At 70.7% G+C, this 19,183-nt stretch carries 16 protein-coding genes; 8 read left to right on the plus strand and 8 right to left on the minus strand.

All coding sequences use genetic code 11. The features are described 5' to 3' along the window. Positions 1-29: 29 nt before the first annotated feature. The 6 genes from ACQEXA_RS19615 to ACQEXA_RS19640 all read right to left on the minus strand — a co-directional run bounded on the left by ACQEXA_RS19615 (position 30) and on the right by ACQEXA_RS19640 (position 6,308). Entirely contained in the window at positions 30-2,324 is a 2,295-nt protein-coding gene (locus ACQEXA_RS19615; protein ID WP_432939570.1) for a HelD family protein, read from the minus strand. Between the two features lie 119 nt (positions 2,325-2,443). Then, the gene (locus ACQEXA_RS19620) at positions 2,444-2,776 is read right to left on the minus strand and encodes a thioredoxin family protein (protein ID WP_432932758.1); all 333 of its coding nucleotides are present in this window, start codon (positions 2,774-2,776) and stop codon (positions 2,444-2,446) included. Continuing rightward, entirely contained in the window at positions 2,773-3,201 is a 429-nt protein-coding gene (locus tag ACQEXA_RS19625; RefSeq protein ID WP_432939567.1) for a MerR family transcriptional regulator, read from the minus strand. The genes ACQEXA_RS19620 and ACQEXA_RS19625 overlap by 4 nt, the downstream gene beginning before the upstream one ends. A 141-nt stretch (positions 3,202-3,342) precedes the next feature. Continuing rightward, positions 3,343-3,708 (minus strand): hypothetical protein, encoded by a 366-nt coding sequence (locus ACQEXA_RS19630; RefSeq protein WP_433130689.1) that lies wholly within the window; start codon positions 3,706-3,708, stop codon positions 3,343-3,345. Positions 3,709-3,717: 9 nt separating this feature from the next. Beyond that, the gene (locus tag ACQEXA_RS19635; RefSeq protein WP_432932754.1) at positions 3,718-4,527 is read right to left on the minus strand and encodes a DUF2127 domain-containing protein; all 810 of its coding nucleotides are present in this window, start codon (positions 4,525-4,527) and stop codon (positions 3,718-3,720) included. A 104-nt stretch (positions 4,528-4,631) separates the two neighbouring features. Beyond that, complete coding sequence (locus ACQEXA_RS19640) at positions 4,632-6,308, minus strand: MFS transporter (RefSeq protein WP_433130691.1); 1,677 nt, start codon at positions 6,306-6,308, stop codon at positions 4,632-4,634. A 152-nt stretch (positions 6,309-6,460) separates the two neighbouring features. On the opposite strand from ACQEXA_RS19640, the gene ACQEXA_RS19645 reads away from it, so the two are divergent. Then, complete coding sequence (locus ACQEXA_RS19645) at positions 6,461-7,078, plus strand: TetR/AcrR family transcriptional regulator (protein WP_432932750.1); 618 nt, start codon at positions 6,461-6,463, stop codon at positions 7,076-7,078. A gap of 138 nt (positions 7,079-7,216) precedes the next feature. Here the strand turns inward: ACQEXA_RS19645 and ACQEXA_RS19650 are convergent, their stop codons facing one another. Beyond that, positions 7,217-8,590, minus strand: coding sequence for a cation:dicarboxylate symporter family transporter (locus tag ACQEXA_RS19650; protein WP_433130693.1), 1,374 nt, complete (start codon positions 8,588-8,590; stop codon positions 7,217-7,219). Between the two features lie 210 nt (positions 8,591-8,800). Here ACQEXA_RS19650 and ACQEXA_RS19655 point away from each other — a divergent pair, with 210 nt between their 5' ends. The 5 genes from ACQEXA_RS19655 to ACQEXA_RS19675 all read left to right on the plus strand — a co-directional run bounded on the left by ACQEXA_RS19655 (position 8,801) and on the right by ACQEXA_RS19675 (position 14,360). Further along, a complete protein-coding gene (locus tag ACQEXA_RS19655; RefSeq protein ID WP_433130695.1) occupies positions 8,801-10,462 on the plus strand; it encodes an ATP-binding protein in 1,662 nt (553 codons plus the stop codon). Further along, on the plus strand, positions 10,459-11,151 hold the full coding sequence (locus ACQEXA_RS19660) for a response regulator (RefSeq protein WP_361003980.1): 693 nt from the start codon (positions 10,459-10,461) through the stop codon (positions 11,149-11,151). The genes ACQEXA_RS19655 and ACQEXA_RS19660 overlap by 4 nt, the downstream gene beginning before the upstream one ends. Positions 11,152-11,261: 110 nt before the next feature. Beyond that, positions 11,262-12,656 (plus strand): extracellular solute-binding protein, encoded by a 1,395-nt coding sequence (locus tag ACQEXA_RS19665; protein WP_432932743.1) that lies wholly within the window; start codon positions 11,262-11,264, stop codon positions 12,654-12,656. After that, positions 12,653-13,519: a carbohydrate ABC transporter permease gene (locus ACQEXA_RS19670; RefSeq protein ID WP_433130697.1), complete on the plus strand. Its 867-nt coding sequence runs from the start codon at positions 12,653-12,655 to the stop codon at positions 13,517-13,519. The genes ACQEXA_RS19665 and ACQEXA_RS19670 overlap by 4 nt, the downstream gene beginning before the upstream one ends. Position 13,520: 1 nt before the next feature. Next, positions 13,521-14,360, plus strand: a complete 840-nt coding sequence (locus ACQEXA_RS19675) for a carbohydrate ABC transporter permease (protein ID WP_359409088.1) — start codon at positions 13,521-13,523, stop codon at positions 14,358-14,360. A 138-nt stretch (positions 14,361-14,498) separates the two neighbouring features. Here ACQEXA_RS19675 and ACQEXA_RS19680 read toward each other — a convergent pair whose 3' ends face one another. Continuing rightward, complete coding sequence (locus ACQEXA_RS19680; RefSeq protein ID WP_359409086.1) at positions 14,499-15,524, minus strand: ATP-dependent 6-phosphofructokinase; 1,026 nt, start codon at positions 15,522-15,524, stop codon at positions 14,499-14,501. Positions 15,525-15,858: 334 nt separating this feature from the next. Between ACQEXA_RS19680 and pta the strand changes: the two genes are divergently transcribed. Beyond that, complete coding sequence (pta, locus tag ACQEXA_RS19685; protein ID WP_432932736.1) at positions 15,859-17,949, plus strand: phosphate acetyltransferase; 2,091 nt, start codon at positions 15,859-15,861, stop codon at positions 17,947-17,949. Further along, the gene (locus tag ACQEXA_RS19690; protein WP_432932734.1) at positions 17,946-19,154 is read left to right on the plus strand and encodes an acetate kinase; all 1,209 of its coding nucleotides are present in this window, start codon (positions 17,946-17,948) and stop codon (positions 19,152-19,154) included. Before pta ends, ACQEXA_RS19690 begins: the two co-directional genes overlap by 4 nt. Positions 19,155-19,183: the final 29 nt, after the last annotated feature.

Here is a 19,183-nt window from a genome sequence, read left to right on the forward strand (position 1 = left end):
CCGGCCCCGGCCCTCGACGAGAAGGCCGTTCAGGCGGTGGCGGCGACGTCCAGCGCCGTCTCCAGCGCCTTCGGCAGCTCCCCGGTGTGCAGCACGCCCAGCCGCTGTGTGGCCCGCGTCAGCGCCACATAGAGATCGCTCGTGCCGTAGCGTGCGGGCTCGACCACCAGCACCGAGTCGAACTCCAGGCCCTTGGACTGGCGCGGGTCGAGCAGCACGACGGCCCGGGTCAGGTCCGGTTCCGCGCCCGCCGTGACCCCGTCGAGCCGTGCTGCGAGCGACCGGTGCAGTTCGCGCGGCGCGATCACCGCGAGCCGGCCCTCGGCGGGGTTCAGCTCCCCGACCGCCTCGGCCACGGCGGCGGGCAGATCGCCGGTGGCCCGCACCCAGGGCCGTACGCCCGTGGACCGTACCGAACTCGGCGGTTCGAACCCGGGGTTCTCCGCGCGGACCACATCCGCCGCCACGTCCATGATCTCGGACGGGGTGCGGTAGTTCACGCCGAGCCGGGTGTGCTCCCAGCGGTCCTCGACATACGGCGCGAGGATCTCGGACCACGAGCCGACCCCGCCGGCCTCGGCCGTCTGCGCCGGGTCCCCGACCAGCGTCATCGAACGGGTCGGGCTGCGCCGCATCAGCAGCCGCCACGCCATCGGCGACAGCTCCTGCGCCTCGTCGACGATGATGTGCCCGAACGCCCAGGTGCGGTCGGCCGCAGCGCGTTCGGCCGCGCTGCGGTGGTCCGCCTCCTCCTGCCGCTCGGCGAACCGCTCCGCGTCGATGATGTCGTGCGCGGACAGCACCTCGGACCCGTCGGGGTCGCTGTCCTCCTTGTCCTCGAACTCGTACGTCCGGGACGCGAACGACACGTCCAGCACGCCCTGCGCGTACGCGACCTGGCTCTCCCGCTCGCGCTCGGCGCGCGCCCTCGCCACCCGGTCGTCCTCGCCGAGCAGTTCGGCGGCCTCGTCGAGCAGCGGTACGTCGGCCGTGGTCCAGGCACGCGTGACCCGGCGGCGGATGGCGGCCGCGTCCTCGTCGGACACATACCCCGCCGGGTCCGTGAGGAAGTCCGCGACCAGCCGCTGCGGCGTCAGTCGCGGCCACAACTGGTCGATGGCGGACCAAACTTCGCGGTTCTCGGCCAGTTCGTCGCGGATCTGGGTGACATCGCTGGCGTCGAGGAGGTTGCTGCCGTCGTACGGGTCCGTGCCGATGCGCTCGGCGACCATGTCGGTGAGCGTGTTGAGGATGTGCCCCTCGAAGTGCTCGCGGGCCACGTTGTGCGGCAGTTGCGCCGCACGGGTGCGCTCGCGGGCGACGTTCACCAGGCCGTCGTCGAGCATCAGGACCTCGCGGTCGTGCTTGATGGCGATCACCGGGTCGGGCAGCGCCTGCCGGTCGCGTACCACGGCGGCGAGGACGTCGGCCATCTCGGCGCGCCCCTTCACGGCGGCCGCCGCGGGCGTGTCGGTGGCGGTCGCCCGCACGCCGGGGAAGAGTTCGCCGACGGTCGCCAGCAGGACGCCGGTCTCGCCCAGCGAGGGCAGCACCTCGCCGATGTAGCCGAGGAACGCCGGGTTCGGGCCGACGATGAGGACGGCGCGGCGGGCGAGCAGTTCCCGGTGCTCGTAGAGCAGGTACGCCGCCCGGTGCAGGGCGACGGCCGTCTTGCCGGTGCCGGGACCGCCCTCCACCACCAGCACGTCGCGGTACGGCGCGCGGATGATGCGGTCCTGGTCGGCCTGGATGGTCTGCACGATGTCGCTCATCCGGCCGGTGCGGGCGGCGTTGAGCGCGGCGAGCAGCACGGCGTCCCCGGACGGGTCCTCGTGGCCGGTGCGCTCGCGGTCGCTCAGGTCCAGGATCTCGTCGTGCAGGGAGGTCACCCGGCGCCCCTCGGTGCCGATGTGCCGGCGCCGGCGCAGGCCCATCGGAGTGTGACCGGTGGCCAGGTAGAAGGGCCGGGCGACGTCGGCGCGCCAGTCGATGAGGACCGGGGTGCGCTCCGCGTCGTCGCTGCGCAGCCCGATGCGCCCGATGTGGTGGCTCCGACCGGAGGTGAGGTCGATACGGCCGAAGCAGAGCGACCCGTCCACCGCGTTCAGCGCCGCCAGCAGCCCCGAGCGTTCGGCGACCAGGATGTCCCGCTCCAGCCGGGCCTGCATGGGCTTGTCGCCCTGTGCCAGCGCGTCCGCCACGGAGTCCTCGGTGTCACCGCGCAGGGCGTCCACGCGCGCGTACAGCCCGTCGATGAATTCCTGCTCCCGACGCAATTCATCGTCCGGAAATTCGGTGTTTGACAATTCCGCTCCCGCTCGGATATACTGAGGCCACTGAACTTCTTCGCGGCCCAACCCTTTTGAAGTCGCGAACCATTGAATATACGCAAAGAAATCCCCCGAGCGCAATTGCTCGGGGGATTTCTTTGTGACCGCGACGGTCAGAGCAGGTCGGACAGTTCCTCCAGCAGCCGCCGCTTGGGCCGCGCCCCGACCATCGCCTTCACCGGCTCGCCGTCGCGGAAGACCATGAACGTCGGCATCGACAGCACCTTGTACGCGTTCGTGGTCGCCGGATTGGTGTCCACATCCAGCTGCACCACCTTGAGCCGGTCCCTCTCCTCGGCGGCGAGGGCACTGAGCACCGGGCCCATCTGCCGGCACGGCGGGCACCAGTCGGCGGTGAACTCCACCAGCACGGGCAGCTGCGCCCCGATCACCTCCGTCTCGAAGTCCGCGTCCGTCACCTCGGTCACGCCTTCAGCCTTGATCACCGCTCCTGCCCTCCCAGCTCGCACACCGGCTCCGGACCGCCCGGAACCGCAGCCTCGGCCGCCAGCGCCGCCTGCGCCTGCTCCGCCCTCGAAAGCTGATCGCCGACCTTCACCCGCACCGCCCGCAACTCGCCGATCAGCGCGTCGAGCTCGTCCAGCTTGCGCCGGTAGACCGCGAGCGACGCCGGGCAGGAGTCGCCCTCCGGATGCCCGGCGCGCAGGCACTCCACGAAGGGCCGCGTCTCCTCCAGGTCGAACCCGAAGTCCTGCAGCGTGCGGATCTGCCGCAGCAGCTTCAGATCGTGCTCGTCGTAGGTGCGGTATCCGTTGCCCGTGCGCCGCGCGGGCAGCAGTCCCCGCGACTCGTAGTACCGCAAGGTGCGTGTGGTGGTCCCGGCCCGCGCCGCCAGCTCGCCGATTCGCATGCGCACGACCGTAATCCTTGACCCTGGCGTCAGGGCAACGCGCCGACCGGGCGGCGGCAGCCGCGCGGGGCGGTCCGATCAGCCGGGTGGCAGCAGCGTCCGCCGGGCCGCGCGCCGTCGTCCGGGCGCCGCGCCCGGACGTCATGAGGGTGCCGGCCATCCCGGTGGCCACCAGCAGCCCGGCCCGCCGTACCGAACGCGGCCCGGAGCCCCGGGCGAAGAACACACTGCCGAGCTGGGCGACCCGGGCGTCGAGCCGAACCGCCGCGCGGCGTTGAGCAGCCCGGCCGCGGAGCCTGTCCCGTGCGGGCGTACCCGGTACAGCGCCGTGGTGAAGAACGGCACCGCGAACAGCCCCTGCCCCAGTCCGCACACGGCGAGCACGGGCAGCAGCGCCCACGCGTAGCGGCCGGCCGGGGCGACGGCGTACACGGCGACGGCGGCCAGGACCCCGGCGAGCAGCACTCCGAGCCCGGCGTGCGGGAACCGCGTCCCGTACGCCGGCACCAGCCGCACTCAGGGCCGCGGGCCCGCTGGGTCCGACGTAGGCGCGGGTCGGACGGTGACCGGGAAGCCCGCCGACTCCTCCACCTCGAGCAGCGACGCGCTCCGCCGCTCCTCGTCGAACGCCTTACGGCCGCCGCGCAGGCCGAACAGCCGTTTGGCGAGGGCGATATAGAGGACCGCGAGGATGTTGAGGACCAAGGTGGCGATCTTCAGAGCGCTGATGTGCTCGGTCAGTTCGTAGACCTCCAGCGGGAGGAAGGCCGCGGTGGCGACGACCGTCAGGTACTCCGCCCAGCGCCTGGCGTTCCAGAGTCCGACCGCCTCGATCAGCTCGATCAGCGCATAGGCCAGCAGCAGCCCGGCGACCAGGAGCAGCGTGGAGTGCTTGTAGCCGAAGGACTTCTGGATGGTGCCGACCACGGGTGAGTGGTCGAGGTCGTAGTGGAAGTGCCGGAAGACGGGCCGGAACACGTCCAGGTTCTCGTTGAAGAGGCGCCGCACCGCGTCCTGGCTGTTGCTGAACCGCCAGACGGCCACCGCGACCAGCGCGATGAACACACCGCGCACCGCCCGTTCGATCGCCAGGAAGCGCAGGATGAACAGATCGCGCAGCACCTTGCCGCGCGGTACGAGCGGCGCCTCGTCGGCGGGACCCGAGCCGTGCGGCTCGCCCAGCACGAAGTCGCCGCAGCGCAGGCACCGCCAGGCATCCCCGACGCCCGTCCGGGCGTGCAGCCGCGTCCGCAGCCGGGGGTCGTCGGGTGCGTAGGTCACATGCCCGCGACGCGCGCAGTGGCGCCGGTCCCAGTCGATCTTCATGCCCCCGTGCCTCCCGCCGAAGTGCCGTGCCGGTCGGTCCGGCACGGCACCATGGTGCATGTACTACGAGACGTGGGTGCGCAGGACGGGGTTCCGGGAGGCCGTCAGCGGGTTCCGGCGGTCGCGGGCTCCCGCTCCTCGCTGTGCTGCTCGGCCGGGGCCGGGCGCCCCCTGCGCGGCAGCAGCGCCGCGACCAGTACGGTGCCGGCTCCGAGGATCACCGCGCCGACCAGGCTGGTGTGGGCGACGGCGTCCGCGAAGGACGAGCCGACCGCGTCGGCCATCTGGCGTGCGCCGTGCGCGAGCTGGTCGGCCTGCGCCTTCAGCCGACCGGCCTGCTGGGCGCTCTGGGCATGCGCCGCCTGCTCGGCGAGGTGCCTGGCCCGGTCGCCGATGCCCTGAGCCACCGCGTAGCCCGCGCCGACCGAGTCCTGCGCGGTGGACAGCGCGCTCGCCGGCAGCCCGCTGCCCGCCGTGGCGTCCGCCAGGTGCGAGGAGTACGAGCCCGCCAGCACCGAACCGAGGATGGCGATGCCGAGCGAGCCGCCCAGTTCCAGGGAGGTGTCGTTCACCGCGCCGCCGACGCCCAGCTCGGACTCCGGGAACGCGCCCATGATCACGTCGGTGCAGGGCGAGAGCGCGAGGCCGATCGCGAGGCCCAGGATCACCAGCGGCAGCACGAAGTCGCCGTAGGTGGATCCCGAGTCGACCCGGGTGAGCAGCGCCAGCGCCGCGGTGCCACCGGCCATGCCCGCGGTCACCGTGATCCGCATGCCGATCCGCGGGGTGAGGTAGCCGGTCAGCGCCGAGCCCACGAACACCGCTCCGGCCAGCGGCAGCATCCGGACACCGGTCTGCAGGGCGTCGTATCCGAGGACGAACTGGAGGTGCTGGGTGAGGTAGTAGAAGGCGCCGAAGACCGCCAGGAAGAACAGGGCCACGGCGAGGTTGGACCCCGCGAAGCGACGGTGCGCGAAGCGGCGTACGTCGAGGACGGGGCGCGGGTGGCGCAGCTCCCAGACGACGAACAGGACGAGACCGGCGCCCGCGATCGCGGCGGCCGTGACCGCCTTGACGCCCCAGCCGAAGTGCGGGCCCTCGATGATCATGTAGACGAGCGAGCCGACCCAGACCACCGACAGCAGCCCGCCGACGTAGTCGATCCGCTCGTGGTGGGCGGCCCTGGACGGCGGTACGAGGACGAGGGCGGCGACGAGGGCGACGGCGGCGATCGGCACGTTGATCAGGAACGTGGACGACCAGCCGTGGTCCTCCAGGAGCGCACCGGCGACCAGCGGACCGGCGGCGATGGCCAGACCGGCGGTGGCGGTCCACAGGGTGATCGCCTTGGCGCGCTCGGCGCGGGGGAAGGTGGCGGCGAGGAGCGAGAGCGTGGCGGGCATGATGAGCGCGGCTCCCGTGCCCATGACGGCGCGGGCCGCGATGACCGTGGCGGCGCTGTCCGCGAGGTAGCCGTAGACGGCCCCGCCGCCGAAGACCACCAGCCCGAGGACGAGCGCGCCGCGCCGGCTGTACTTGTCGCCGATCGCGCCGAGCAGGAGCATCAGCGCCGCGTAGGGCACGGTGTAGCCGTCGATGACCCACTGCAGGTCGGCGCTGGACAGTCCGAGGTCCTGGGTCATGTCCGGGGCGGCGACGGTGAGGGCGGTGTTCGCCATCACGATGATCAGCAGGCTCAGGCAGAGCACGAGCAGCGCCCACCAGCGCCGGGCGTAGGGCCGGTCCATCCTCTCGACCGGTTCGTTCATGACGAATCGCATGGTTGGGGCCTTCCTCTGTCTCAGCGCCCTCGACTTGCACAGCGATGTGTATTTGCACAGCCGTGTGCAATGTACGGTGTTGCACAGCACTGTGCAAATCAAGAAGGTGAAGGCACCCGGAGGCACCCGGAGGCACTGGCCGGCGGTGCAGAATGGCAGCCATGACCACGGGTAACACCAGCCGCGCCGACGCCAACCGCCGCCGCATCCTGGAGGTCGCGCTCGCCGAACTGCTGCGCGACCCCGACGCGTCCATGGACCAGATCGCGCGGGCCGCGGGCGTCGTACGGCGCACGGTGTACGGGCACTTCCCGAGCCGGGAGGCGCTGATCGGCACACTCGTCGACGGAGCGGTGGACGCGGTCGCGGCGGCGCACGCGGCCGGCCGCGAGGGTGTGGTGGACCCGGCGGAGGCGGTGGCCCGTTCGACGCTGGCGGTGTGGGAGGTCGCCGACCGCTACCGGATCCTGGTCGCGCTGGCCCAGCGCAGCGTCAGCGTGCAGGGCATCCGCGACCGTCTGGCGCCGGTGCGCGAGGCGTGCGCCAAGGTCCTGGCGCAGGGCTTGGAGCAAGGTGTGTTCACCTCACCGCTGCCGCCGCGGGCGCTCGCGTACGTGCACGAGCAGATGTTGTTCGCGCTGATGGAGGCGGTGAACGAGGGCGTGCTGTCGGCCCGGGAGGCGGGCCGCTCCGCCGCGGTCACCGTGCTGACCGCGGCGGGCGTGCCGGCCTCCCGGGCCGCCGAGCTCGTGGCCAAGCTGAGCGACTGAACGACCGCCCGGGAACACGACCGAGCGGCCGGGCCCGAGAGGTACGGGCCCGGCCGCTCGACGGCTGAGGAGGTCCGGTCCGGGCGGCAGAAAGACGCGGGGAGCGTCCCGGCCGCCCGGATGGCGAGGTGTGCGGGCTCAGGCCTTGGCCAGTTCCTTGTCGCCGCCCTGCTCGGGCGTCTCGGCCGGGACAGTCGTCCGGCCCTCGTCGAGCAGCGTCGTCTCGTCGAAGGGCAGCCGGCCCGTGAGCACCTGCTGTACGCGCTCGTTGTCGATCTCCTTCGTCCAGGTGCCGATCAAAACGGTGGCCACGGCGTTGCCCGCGAAGTTGGTCAGGGCGCGGGCCTCGCTCATGAAGCGGTCGATGCCGACGATCAGGCCGACGCCGTCGACCAGCGCGGGCTTGTGCGACTGCAGACCACCGGCCAGCGTGGCGAGACCGGCGCCGCTGACGCCCGCCGCGCCCTTCGAGGCGATGAGCAGGAACAGCAGCAGCGGGATCTGCTCACCGACGGACATCGGCGTGCCCAGCGCATCGGCGATGTAGAGCGACGCCATGGTCATGTAGATCATGGTGCCGTCGAGGTTGAAGGAGTAGCCGGTCGGGACGGTGATGCCGACGACCGGCTTGCCGACACCGAGGTGCTCCATCTTCGCGATCAGCCGCGGCAGTGCGGACTCGGAGGAGGAGGTGGACAGGATCAGCAGGAACTCACGGCCCAGGTACTTGCAGAGCGTGAAGATGTTCAGGCCCGCGACGAGGCGCAGCAGGGCACCGAGGACGACGAAGACGAACAGGACGCAGGTGACGTAGAAGCCGAGCATCAGTACGGCGAGGCTCTTGAGCGCGTCCAGGCCGGCCGAGCCCACGACGGCGGCGATCGCTCCGAAGGCACCGATCGGGGCGACCCACATCACCATGGCGAGGATGCGGAAGACCAGCCGCTGGATGTGCTCGACGCCGCGCAGCACGGGGACGCCCGCCGAACCCATCGCCTGCAGCGCGAAGCCGGCGAGGAGTGCGACGAGAAGGGTCTGCAGGACCTGGCCCTCGGTGAAGGCGGAGACGAAGGTCGTCGGGATGATCGAGAGCACGAAGTCGACCGGCGGCAGCGCGTCCGGTGACACCTGGGCGTGGCCCACGTCCTTGATCGCGTTCGTCAGATGGAGGCCCTCACCGGGGTGCAGGACGTTTCCGACGACCAGCCCGATGGCCAGCGCGACCAGGGACATCACCAGGAAGTAGCCGAGTGCGATACCGCCGACGGCACCGACCTTGGCGGCCTTGCGCACCGAGCCGATGCCCAGCACGATCGTGCAGAAGATGATCGGCGAGATCATCATCTTGATCAGGTTCACGAAGCCCGTGCCGAGGGGTTTGAGCTCCACTCCGAAGTCGGGCCAGATCAGGCCCACGGCGATGCCGAGCGCCACCGCGATGATCACGGCTATGTAGAGATAGTGGGTGCGATCCCGCCTCGCGGCGGGTGCGGCAGGTGCCGTCGTCGTCACGGCTGCCTCCTTGACGTCTTCGTCGGCATCACCGGCGTGCGGCTCACGTCCGGGATTCGGGGGCTCGGGGTCGGATCACCGGGCTCGGGGGAGCCGGGGAGTGCGTCCCGGGATGCGGTGACTATCTCCCGCCGTGTGAGGGGCGTCACCCTTCCGTTCATTTAGTTCACGCTTATACGGGGAGCCGGAACCGCGAGGCAGACTGAACGCATGTTCACGCCCCGCCTCCCGAGACCCCGCAGCCTGGCTGGCCAGCTCTTCGCGATGCAGGCCGTGCTGATCGCGGTGCTCGTCGCCGGGTACGCGCTGTTCACCTACGTCAGCGATCGCAGTCAGGCGCGTGAGGCGGCCGGCCGTCAGGCCATGGCGGTCGCACGCTCGGTCGCCGATGTGCCTTCGGTGCGGGAAGCGATCGGGACCCCCGATCCGACCTCCCGTCTGGAGCCGTACTCGCTCGAGGTCCAGGACGACACCGGGGTCGACTTCATCACGATCATGAACCCGCAGGGCATCCGCTGGGCCCACCCCGACCGGAACCAGATCGGAAAACGCTTCCTCGGCCACATCGCCCCCGCCCAGCACGGCCAGCCCTTCACCGAGACGTACACCGGCACGCTCGGCACGTCCGTCCGCGCGGTCACCCCCATCGAGGACGACGGCCGCATCATCGGCCTGGTCAGCGCGGGCATCAAGGTCGAGTCGATCAGCGCGCGGGTCCAGGACCAGGCGACGGCCCTGATCGGGGTCGCAGGAGGCGCCCTGGTCCTGGGCGCCATCGGCACCTATGTGATCAACGCCCGGCTGCGCCGCTCCACCCACGGCCTGAACGCGACCGAGCTGAGCCGTATGCACGACTACCACCAGGCCGCGCTGCACGCCGTGCGCGAGGGCCTGCTGATGCTGGACGGCCAGTTCCGGGTGGCGCTGATCAATGACGGCGGCCGGGAGCTGCTGGGGGCGACCGACGAGGTGGTGGGCCGCTCGGTGGCGGACCTGGGACTGCCCGCCCCGCTGACCGGCGCCCTGCTGTCCTCCGCACCGCGGGTGGACGAGGTCCACCTGACGAGCACCCGCGTCCTGGTCGTCAACACCTCCCCGGTCTCCGGCGGCGAACGCCGCGGCACGGTGGTCACCTTGCGCGATGTGACCGAGCTCCAGTCCGTGATGGGCGAGTTGGACTCGGAGCGGGGTTTCACCCAGGCACTGCGCTCGCAGGCGCACGAGGCGGCGAACAGGCTGCACACGGTCGTCTCGCTGATCGAACTCGGCCGCGCCGAGGAGGCCGTCGACTTCGCCACGGCCGAGCTGGAACTGGCGCAGGCCCTGACGGACCAGGTGGTCGCGGCGGTCAACGAACCGGTCCTCGCGGCCCTGCTCCTGGGCAAAGCCGCGCAGGCCAACGAGCGGGGTGTGGAGCTGGTGGTGTCGCGGGACAGCCGCATCGACGACGGACTGCTGCCACCGTCGCTGCCCGCCCGGGACCTGGTGACGATCCTCGGCAACCTGATCGACAACGCGATGGACGCGGCGCAGGGTTCCACCGGGGCCCGGGTGACGGTGACGGCGTACACGGACGAGTCGGGCCTGGTCCTGCGGGTCGCGGACACGGGCGCCGGGGTTCACCCTGCCCACACCGAGGCGGTGTTCGAACGCGGCTGGTCGACCAAACCCGCGACGGCCACCGGTGGCCGCGGTCTCGGCCTCGCCCTGGTCCGCCAGACGGCGCGCCGCCACGAGGGCACCCTGACGGTGTCCGAGTCGGCCGGGGGCGGGGCGGAGTTCGAAGCGCGGGTGCCGTTGCCCAGCATGAAGGCGGCCGCCCCGGCGGAACCGGCGTCGCCGGAGGCCGCTTTGTCCGGAGGTGAAGCATGACCGAACCCATCCGCGTCCTGGTCGTGGAGGACGACCCGGTGGCCGCCGACGCGCACGTCATGTACGTCGGCCGGGTCCCGGGTTTCACGGCGGTGGGCAAGGCGCACACGGGCGCGGAGGCGCGGCGCCTGCTGGACCGTACGCCGGTGGATCTGCTGCTCCTCGATCTGCACCTGCCGGACGGGCACGGGCTGCAACTGGCGCGCACGCTGCGGGCGGCCGGCTACCACGCGGACGTGATAGCCGTGACGTCCGCGCGCGACCTGGCGGTGGTGCGCGAGGGGGTCTCGCTGGGGGTCGTCCAGTATGTACTGAAGCCGTTCACTTTCGCGACGCTGAGGGACCGTCTGGTGCGCTACGCGGAGTTCCGCGAGACGGCGGGTGAGGCGAGCGGCCAGGAGGAGGTGGACCGGGCGCTGGCCACACTGCGGGCGCCGGGCCCCCCGGCCCTGCCGAAGGGGCTGAGCGCGCCGACGCTTCAGCGGGTGACCGGGGCGCTGCGCGACTGCGAGGAGGGGCTCACCGCGGCGGGGGCCGCCGAGGCGGTGGGGATCTCCAGGATCACGGCGCGGCGGTACCTCGAGCACCTCGTGGAGGCGGGGCGCGCCGGACGGAGTCCGCTCTACGGGCAGGTGGGGCGGCCGGAGTTGGTCTACCGGTGGATCCGGACCGCCGAGAAGGGCCGGTAGGCGGAGCTCCGTATCCAATCCCTTGCAGACGCATTGACCTGACTAGACCACTCCACTTACGTTCACCGGGCAGTCATCCAGGCCACAGCGAAGTGAGCCCGTAGGAGGTCGTGCCCGTGCGCCCCACCGCCGTCCGCCCCCGCTCAACTGCCCCGCTCACCGCCCTCGTTGCTCTTGCCCTCGCCGCGACCACTCTCACCGCGTGCGGCAGCGGCTCCGGCAGCGACCCGGACACGGTGAAGGTCTCCTTCAAACAGTCGACCGACAACTCGATCCATGTCATGGACGACTACCTCGCCGGTATCAAGAAGCAGTTCGAGAAGGAGAACCCCGGCAAGAAGGTCGAACTCGTCCCCATCAAGGCCCCCGACTCGGAGTACTACACCAAGCTCCAGCAGATGCTCCGCTCCCCCAAGACCGCCCCCGACCTGGTCTACGAGGACACCTTCCTCATCAACTCGGACATCACCAGCGGCTATCTCAAGCCGCTCGACCCCTACCTCGCCAAGTGGAAGGACTGGGACCAGTTCATCGACACGGCGAAGGCCGCGGCCCGGGCCGAGGACGGAAAGACGTACGGCGTCCCGGACGGCACCGACACCCGGGGCCTCTGGTTCGACAAGGGCATCTTCAAGAAGGCGGGCCTGCCCACGAACTGGCAGCCGAAGACCTGGGACGACGTCCTCGCCGCCGCCCGCACGATCAAGCAGAAGGTCCCCGACGTCACGCCCCTCAACGTCTACACCGGCAAACCGGCCGGCGAGGCGGCGACGATGCAGGGCTTCGAGATGCTCCTGTACGGGACGGGCGACGGCACGTCCGACCCGCTGTACGACAAGGGCACCAAGAAGTGGATCGCCGGGAGCCAGGCCTTCAAGGACGCGCTCGGGTTCGTCGAGACCGTGTACAAGGAGAAGCTGGGTACGGACGTCTCCCAGGCCCTCGACCCCAACATCCAGACCATCGTCCGCGGTGAGTTGCTCCCCAAGGGCAAGCTGGGCATCGACCTCGACGGCTCCTGGCTCCCGCAGGACTGGCTGCCGGGCAGCGGTCACGAATGGCCCGAGTGGTCGCAGCAGCTGGGCCTCGCCCCCATGCCCACCCAGCACGGCCAGGCGCCGGGCAAGGTGAGCATGTCGGGCGGCTGGACCTGGTCGGTCCCCGCCAAGGCGGGCAACCCGGACCTGGCCTTCAAGTTCATCCAGACGATGCAGACCAAGGCGAACGCGCAGAAGTGGTACATCGCCAACTCCGGCATCGCGGTGCGCAAGGACGTGGCGTCGGACCCGTCGTACGTGAAGGCACAGCCCGGCATCAAGTTCTTCACCGACCTGGTGAGCAGTACGCACTACCGGCCGGCGTATCCGGCGTACCCCAAGGTGTCGACCGCCATCCAGGAGGCCATGGAGAGTGTGACCACGGGTGACGCATCCGTGGAGAAGGCCGCGAGCGGCTACGACGAGGCGCTCAAGGCGGCGACGAACGACCAAGTGGTCCAGAAGTGAGCGATCCGCACCGCTCGCTGGCCCGTGCGCTGCCGGTGGTCCCCGCCGTGGTCCTGCTGCTGCTCTTCCTGGCGGGCCCGATCGCCTACTGCGCGTACATCGCCTTCACGGACCTGCAACTCACGGGCCAGGCCCACTCGTCGTTCGTCGGCTTCGCCAACTTCCGTACGGCGTTCGGGGACGAGGCCTTCCTCAACGCCGTCTGGCTGACACTCGTGTTCACCGTGCTGTCCTCACTGGTCGGCCAGAACACGCTGGGGCTCGCCCTGGCGTCGCTCATGCAGCGGGCCTCGAAGCCGGTCCGCACCCTGACGGGCGGGATCGTGGTCACGGCGTGGGTGCTGCCGGAGGTGGTGGCGGGCTTTCTGCTCTACGCCTTCTTCCGCAAGGAAGGCACGCTGAACGCGATCCTCGACTGGCTCCGGCTGCCGTCCCAGAACTGGCTCTACACGCTTCCGATCCTGGCCGTGTCGTTCGCGAACGTGTGGCGGGGGACGGCGTTCTCCATGCTGGTCTACTCGGCGGCGCTGAACGAGATCCCGAAGGAGATCACGGAGGCGGCGCAGGTGGACGGGGCGGGCGGCGCACGCCGAATGTGGCACATCACGCTGCCGATGATCCGTCGCTCCATCGGCACGAACCTGATGCTGAACACGCTCCAGACGCTGTCGGTCTTCGGGCTGATCTGGGTGATGACGAGGGGCGGGCCGGGGAACAAGAGCCAGACCCTGCCCCTGTTCATGTACGAACAGGCCTTCCAGAACAGCATGATCGGGTACGGGACGGCGGTGGCACTGTTGCTGCTGCTGGTCGGTTCGGTGTTCTCGGTCGTGTACATGCGGCTGCTGCGGACGGAGGTCTGACGTGGCGTCCACGCTCGTCTCCCGCCGAACGGGCCGGCGTCTGGCGGCCGACGCCGGCCTGCTCGTGGCGGCCGCGGCGTTCGCCCTGCCGCTCGTGTGGGTGGTCCTGTCCTCGGTGGACCCGCACGCGGATCTGCGGGTGAAGGCCCCGGACGGCGTCACCCTGGACAACTTCGACGCGGTCCTGAAACCCGACATCACATTCACCCCGTTGCTCAACAGCCTGATCCTGTGCGGCGGGGGGACACTGCTGACCGTGGTCTGCGCGGCGCTCGCCGCGTATCCGCTGTCGCGCTTCAGGTCCCGGCTGAACCGGCCGTTCCTGCTGACGATCCTGTTCGCGACGAGCCTGCCGATCACGGCGATCATGGTGCCGGTGTACGCGCTGTTCGTTCAGGTGAACCTGATCGACACGGTGCAGGGCACGATCCTGTTCTTCGCCGCCTCTCAACTCCCCTTCGCCATCTGGCTGATGAAGAACTTCATGGACGGCGTCCCGAAGGAGTTGGAAGAGGCGGCGTGGACGGACGGCGCGAACTGGTTCCAGTCCCTGGTCCGCATCGTGCTGCCGCTGATGGGGCCGGGGGTCGCGGTGGTGACGGTGTTCTCGTTCGTGGTGATGTGGGGCAACTTCTTCGTGCCGTTCATGCTGCTGCTCACCCCGGACCAGATGCCGGCGTCGGTGAGCATCAACGAGTTCTTCGGCAACCGCGGCATGGTGGCGTACGGGCAGCTGGCGGCGTTCTCGATCATCTACTCGACGCCGGTGATCCTGCTGTATGTGCTCGTCGCGCGCCGGCTGGGTGGCGGGTTCGCGCTGGGCGGGGCGGTCAAGGGGTGACGGCGGGCGACCCGCGAGGTGCGCAGGGAGCCCGCTCACCTCGCGGGTCGCCCCCCGCTCCCCCAGGCACCGCGCGGCCGACGATCGCCGGCCGGTCCCCCACCGGCGGCCGCTGCCGCCCGGGGACCGGCGGCTCCGTCAGAACACCGACTCGGCCTCGTCCATCCGGTCCTTCGGCACCGTCTTCAGCTCGGTGACCGCCTCGGCCAGCGGCACCATCAGCACGTCCGTGCCCCGCAGCGCCGTCATCTTGCCGAACTCCCCGCGGTGCGCCGCCTCGACCGCGTGCCAGCCGAAGCGGGTCGCGAGCACCCGGTCGTACGCGGTCGGGGTGCCGCCGCGCTGGACGTGGCCGAGGATGACCGGCTTGGCCTCCTTGCCGAGCCGCCGCTCCAGCTCGTACGCCAGCGCCGTACCGATGCCCTGGAACCGCTCGTGGCCGTACTGGTCGATCTCTCCCTTGCCGTAGTCCATGGTGCCCTCGGCGGGGTGCGCGCCCTCGGCGACGCAGACCACCGCGAACTTCTTGCCGCGGGCGAAGCGCTCCTCGACCATCTTGACCAGGTCGGCCGGGTCGAAGGGGCGCTCGGGGAGGCAGATGCCGTGGGCGCCGGCCGCCATGCCGGACTCCAGCGCGATCCAGCCGGCGTGGCGGCCCATGACCTCCACGACCATCACGCGCTGATGGGACTCGGCCGTCGTCTTCAGGCGGTCCATCGCCTCGGTGGCCACCGTCACCGCCGTGTCGAAGCCGAAGGTGCGGTCCGTGGAGGAGATGTCGTTGTCGATCGTCTTGGGGACGCCGACCACGGGCAGGCCCGCGTCCGACAGCATCCGGGCGGCCGTCAGCGTGCCCTCGCCGCCGATCGGGATCAGGGCGTCGATGCCGAAGTCGCGGATCATGTCCGAGGCGTTCTCACAGGCCTCGCGCAGCCGGTCGCGCTCCAGGCGGGAAGAGCCGAGAATGGTGCCGCCGAGGGCCAGGATGCCGCTGACGGCGTCCAGGTCAAGGGTGCGGTAGTGGCCGTCGAGCAGACCCCGGTAGCCGTCCTCGAAGCCGATCACCTCGTCGCCGTACTGCGCCACCGCGCGGTGCACGACCGACCGGATCACTGCGTTCAGGCCCGGGCAGTCGCCGCCTGCGGTGAGTACTCCGATGCGCATCGTGCTGTGTCTCCTGCTCGCTGTAGATACCGGTGAGCCAATCCGATTGTTTCACGGCCCACAGACGGGTGCCGCTCCCGCACCACCCCCTGCCGACCCACCCCGGCCCTGGGGGGCCTGACGGGCGCCTTATCCAGCGCCAGAGGTATTGTCAAGGGGGTTCTGTTCACCCTCGTGGGGGGATTTCGCGAGCCACGGAACCCCCATAAAAACATCTTGAATCGGTCGAAGGCGCCCGTGCCATCCCTCGACGCACGAGAGGGCGCAGAGCGACCCGCGGGCCGCCCGAGCCCCTGCCCGCCACCCCACCCGAGAGACGGAACGGAGAGCACGCGTGACGCGCAGCGTGTACGTGACCGGGATCGACCGCGGCGACGGCCGCCAGGTCGTCGAGCTGGGAGTCATGGAGCTCCTGACCCGGCAGGTCGACCGGGTCGGCGTCTTCCGCCCCCTCGTCCACGACGGCCCCGACCGTCTCTTCGAGCTGCTGCACACCCGGTACCGGCTGTCGCAGGACCCGGCGACCGCGCACGGGATGGACTACCACGAGGCGTCCGCGCTCCAGGCCGAGCGCGGCACCGACGAGCTGGTGTCCACCCTCGTCGACCGCTTCCACGCGGTGGCCCGCGACTACGAGGTCGTCCTCGTCCTCGGCTCCGACTTCGCCGACACCCAGCTCCCCGACGAGCTGTCCCTCAACGCCCGGCTCGCCAACGAGTTCGGGGCGTCGGTGATCCCGGTCGTGGGCGGGCGCAAGCAGGCCCACGATTCCGTGCGGGCCGAGGTGCGCAATGCCTATCGCGCCTACCACACGCTCGGCTGCGATGTGCTCGCCATGGTCGCGAACCGGGTCGCGGCCGAGGACCGGGACGAGATCGCCGGGCGGCTCGACTCCCTGCTTCCCGTCCCCTGTTACGTCCTTCCCGACGACCCGGCCCTGTCCGCGCCCACGGTCGCGCAGATAGCCCAGGCCCTCGACGCCCGCGTCGTCCTCGGTGATGACGCGGGGCTCGCGCGGGACGCCCTCGACTTCGTCTTCGGCGGCGCCATGCTGCCGAACCTGCTGGGTGCCCTCACCCCGGGATGCCTGGTGGTGACCCCGGGCGACCGCGCCGACCTCGTCGTCGGCTCGCTGGCCGCCCACAGCGCGGGCAACCCGCCGATCGCCGGTGTCCTGCTCACCCTGAACGAGGTCCCCGGCACCGAGATCCTCTCCCTCGCCGACCGCCTCGCCCCGGGCACCCCGGTCCTCTCGGTGCCCGGCAACAGCTTCCCCACCGCGGCCCGGCTGTTCTCCCTGGAGGGGAAGCTGAACGCGGCCACTCCGCGCAAGGCGGAGCGTGCGCTCGGGCTCTTCGAGCGGTACATCGACACCGCCGGCCTGCTGGACCGGGTGTCCGCCCCGAGCAGCGACCGGGTCACGCCGATGATGTTCGAGCACAAGCTGCTGGAGCGGGCCCGCGCCGACAAGCGCCGGGTGGTGCTCCCGGAGGGCACCGAGGAGCGCGTGCTTCACGCCGCCGAAGTGCTGCTGCGCCGCGGCGTCTGCGACCTGACGCTGCTCGGTCCCCTGGACGGGATCCGCAAGAAGGCCGCCGACCTCGGCATCGACCTCGGCGACTCCCAGCTGATCGACCCGGCCACCTCAGGGCTGCGCGAGACCTTCGCCGAGAAGTACGCCCGGCTGCGCGCCCACAGGGGCGTCACGATGGAGCTGGCGTACGACATCGTCGCCGACGTGAACTACTTCGGCACCCTCATGGTCGAGGAGGGCCTCGCCGACGGCATGGTGTCCGGGGCCGTGCACTCCACGGCCGCCACCATCCGGCCGGCCTTCGAGATCATCAAGACCAGGCCCGACGCGAAGATCGTCAGCTCGGTCTTCTTCATGTGCCTCGCCGACAAGGTGCTGGTCTACGGCGACTGCGCCGTGAACCCCGACCCCGACGCCGAGCAGCTCGCCGACATCGCCCTCCAGTCGGCCACCACCGCCCGGCAGTTCGGGGTGGAGCCGCGGATCGCGATGCTGTCGTACTCGACCGGCACCTCCGGCTCGGGCGCCGACGTCGACAAGGTGCGCGAGGCCACCGAGCTGGTGCGGCTGCGCGACGGCGACCTGATGATCGAGGGCCCCATCCAGTACGACGCCGCGGTCGAGCCCAGTGTCGCGGCGACCAAGCTCCCGGGCTCGCAGGTCGCCGGGCAGGCGTCCGTGCTCGTCTTCCCGGACCTCAACACCGGCAACAACACCTACAAGGCCGTACAGCGCTCGGCCGGTGCGATCGCCGTGGGCCCCGTTCTGCAGGGCCTGCGCAAGCCCGTCAACGACCTCTCCCGGGGCGCTCTCGTCCAGGACATCGTCAACACGGTCGCCATCACGGCGATCCAGGCCCAGATCCCCACCGAGAAGGCAGCAGCCCTGTGAGCAAGACCCGCGTCCTCGTCCTCAACTCCGGCTCCTCGTCGGTGAAGTACCAGCTGCTGGACATGCGCGACAACAGCCGGCTCGCCGTGGGCATCGTCGAGCGCATCGGCGAGCAGACGTCGCGGATCAAGCACACCGCGCTCGCCACGGGCGGCACCCGGGAGCAGAACGGGCCGATCGCCGACCACCAGGCGGCCCTCAAGGCGGTCGCCGAGGAGCTGGACAAGGACGGCCTCGGGCTCGACTCGCCCGAGCTGGCGGCCGTCGGCCACCGCGTGGTGCACGGCGGCATGTTCTTCACCGAGCCCACCGTCGTCGACGACGAAGTGCTCACGGAGATCGAGCGGCTGATCCCCGTCGCGCCGCTGCACAACCCGGCCAATCTCACCGGCATCCGTACGGCCATGGCACTGCGCCCCGACCTGCCCCAGGTCGCCGTCTTCGACACGGCGTTCCACGCGACGATGCCAGAGTACGCGGCCCGCTACGCGATCGACGTGAAGCTCGCGGACCGGCACCGGGTCCGGCGCTACGGGTTCCACGGGACCTCGCACGCGTATGTGTCCCGGAAGACCGCGAAGCTGCTGGGCCAGGCGCCGGAAGACGTCAACGTCATCGTGCTGCATCTGGGCAACGGCGCGTCCGCCTCCGCGGTCAGGGGCGGCCGGTGCGTGGACACCTCCATGGGGCTCACCCCGCTGGAGGGGCTGGTGATGGGGACGCGCTCCGGGGACCTGGATCCCGCCGTCATCTTCCATTTGGAGCGTGTTGGCGGAATGTCCATGGACGAGATCGACACTCTCCTCAACAAGAGGAGCGGCCTGTTCGGTCTGTGCGGCGACAACGACATGCGGGAAATTCAGCGCAGGATCGACGAGGGCGACGCGCAGGCGCGGCTCGCTTTCGACATCTACATCCATCGGCTGAAGAAGTACATCGGCGCCTACTACGCGGTACTCGGCAGGGTGGACGCGATCGCCTTCACGGCCGGGGTGGGCGAGAACGCGGCCCCGGTGCGGGAGGCTGCCGTCGCGGGCCTCGAGGAAATGGGCCTGGCGGTGGACGGCGCCCTGAACGCCGCAGGCGGCGACGAGCCGCGGCTGATCTCGCCCGCCGGAGCGCGGGTGGCGGTCGCCGTGGTGCCCACGGACGAGGAATTGGAGATCGCCACACAGACCTACGCACTGGTCGGAAAGGGCAACTGAACCATTTCGATCGGCTCTCGCCTGAGCAC

Source organism: Streptomyces sp. CA-106110 (assembly GCF_050936285.1).
GTDB lineage: Bacteria > Actinomycetota > Actinomycetes > Streptomycetales > Streptomycetaceae > Streptomyces.

Coding starts and splice junctions, on each gene's coding strand:
- ACQEXA_RS19625 (WP_432939567.1), bottom strand. CDS start 3,201: ATGCGAATCGGCGAGCTGGCGGCGCGGGCCGGGACCACCACACGCACC.
- ACQEXA_RS19635 (WP_432932754.1), bottom strand. CDS start 4,527: ATGAAGATCGACTGGGACCGGCGCCACTGCGCGCGTCGCGGGCATGTG.
- ACQEXA_RS19640 (WP_433130691.1), bottom strand. CDS start 6,308: ATGCGATTCGTCATGAACGAACCGGTCGAGAGGATGGACCGGCCCTAC.
- ACQEXA_RS19645 (WP_432932750.1), top strand. CDS start 6,461: ATGGCAGCCATGACCACGGGTAACACCAGCCGCGCCGACGCCAACCGC.
- ACQEXA_RS19655 (WP_433130695.1), top strand. CDS start 8,801: ATGTTCACGCCCCGCCTCCCGAGACCCCGCAGCCTGGCTGGCCAGCTC.
- ACQEXA_RS19660 (WP_361003980.1), top strand. CDS start 10,459: ATGACCGAACCCATCCGCGTCCTGGTCGTGGAGGACGACCCGGTGGCC.
- ACQEXA_RS19680 (WP_359409086.1), bottom strand. CDS start 15,524: ATGCGCATCGGAGTACTCACCGCAGGCGGCGACTGCCCGGGCCTGAAC.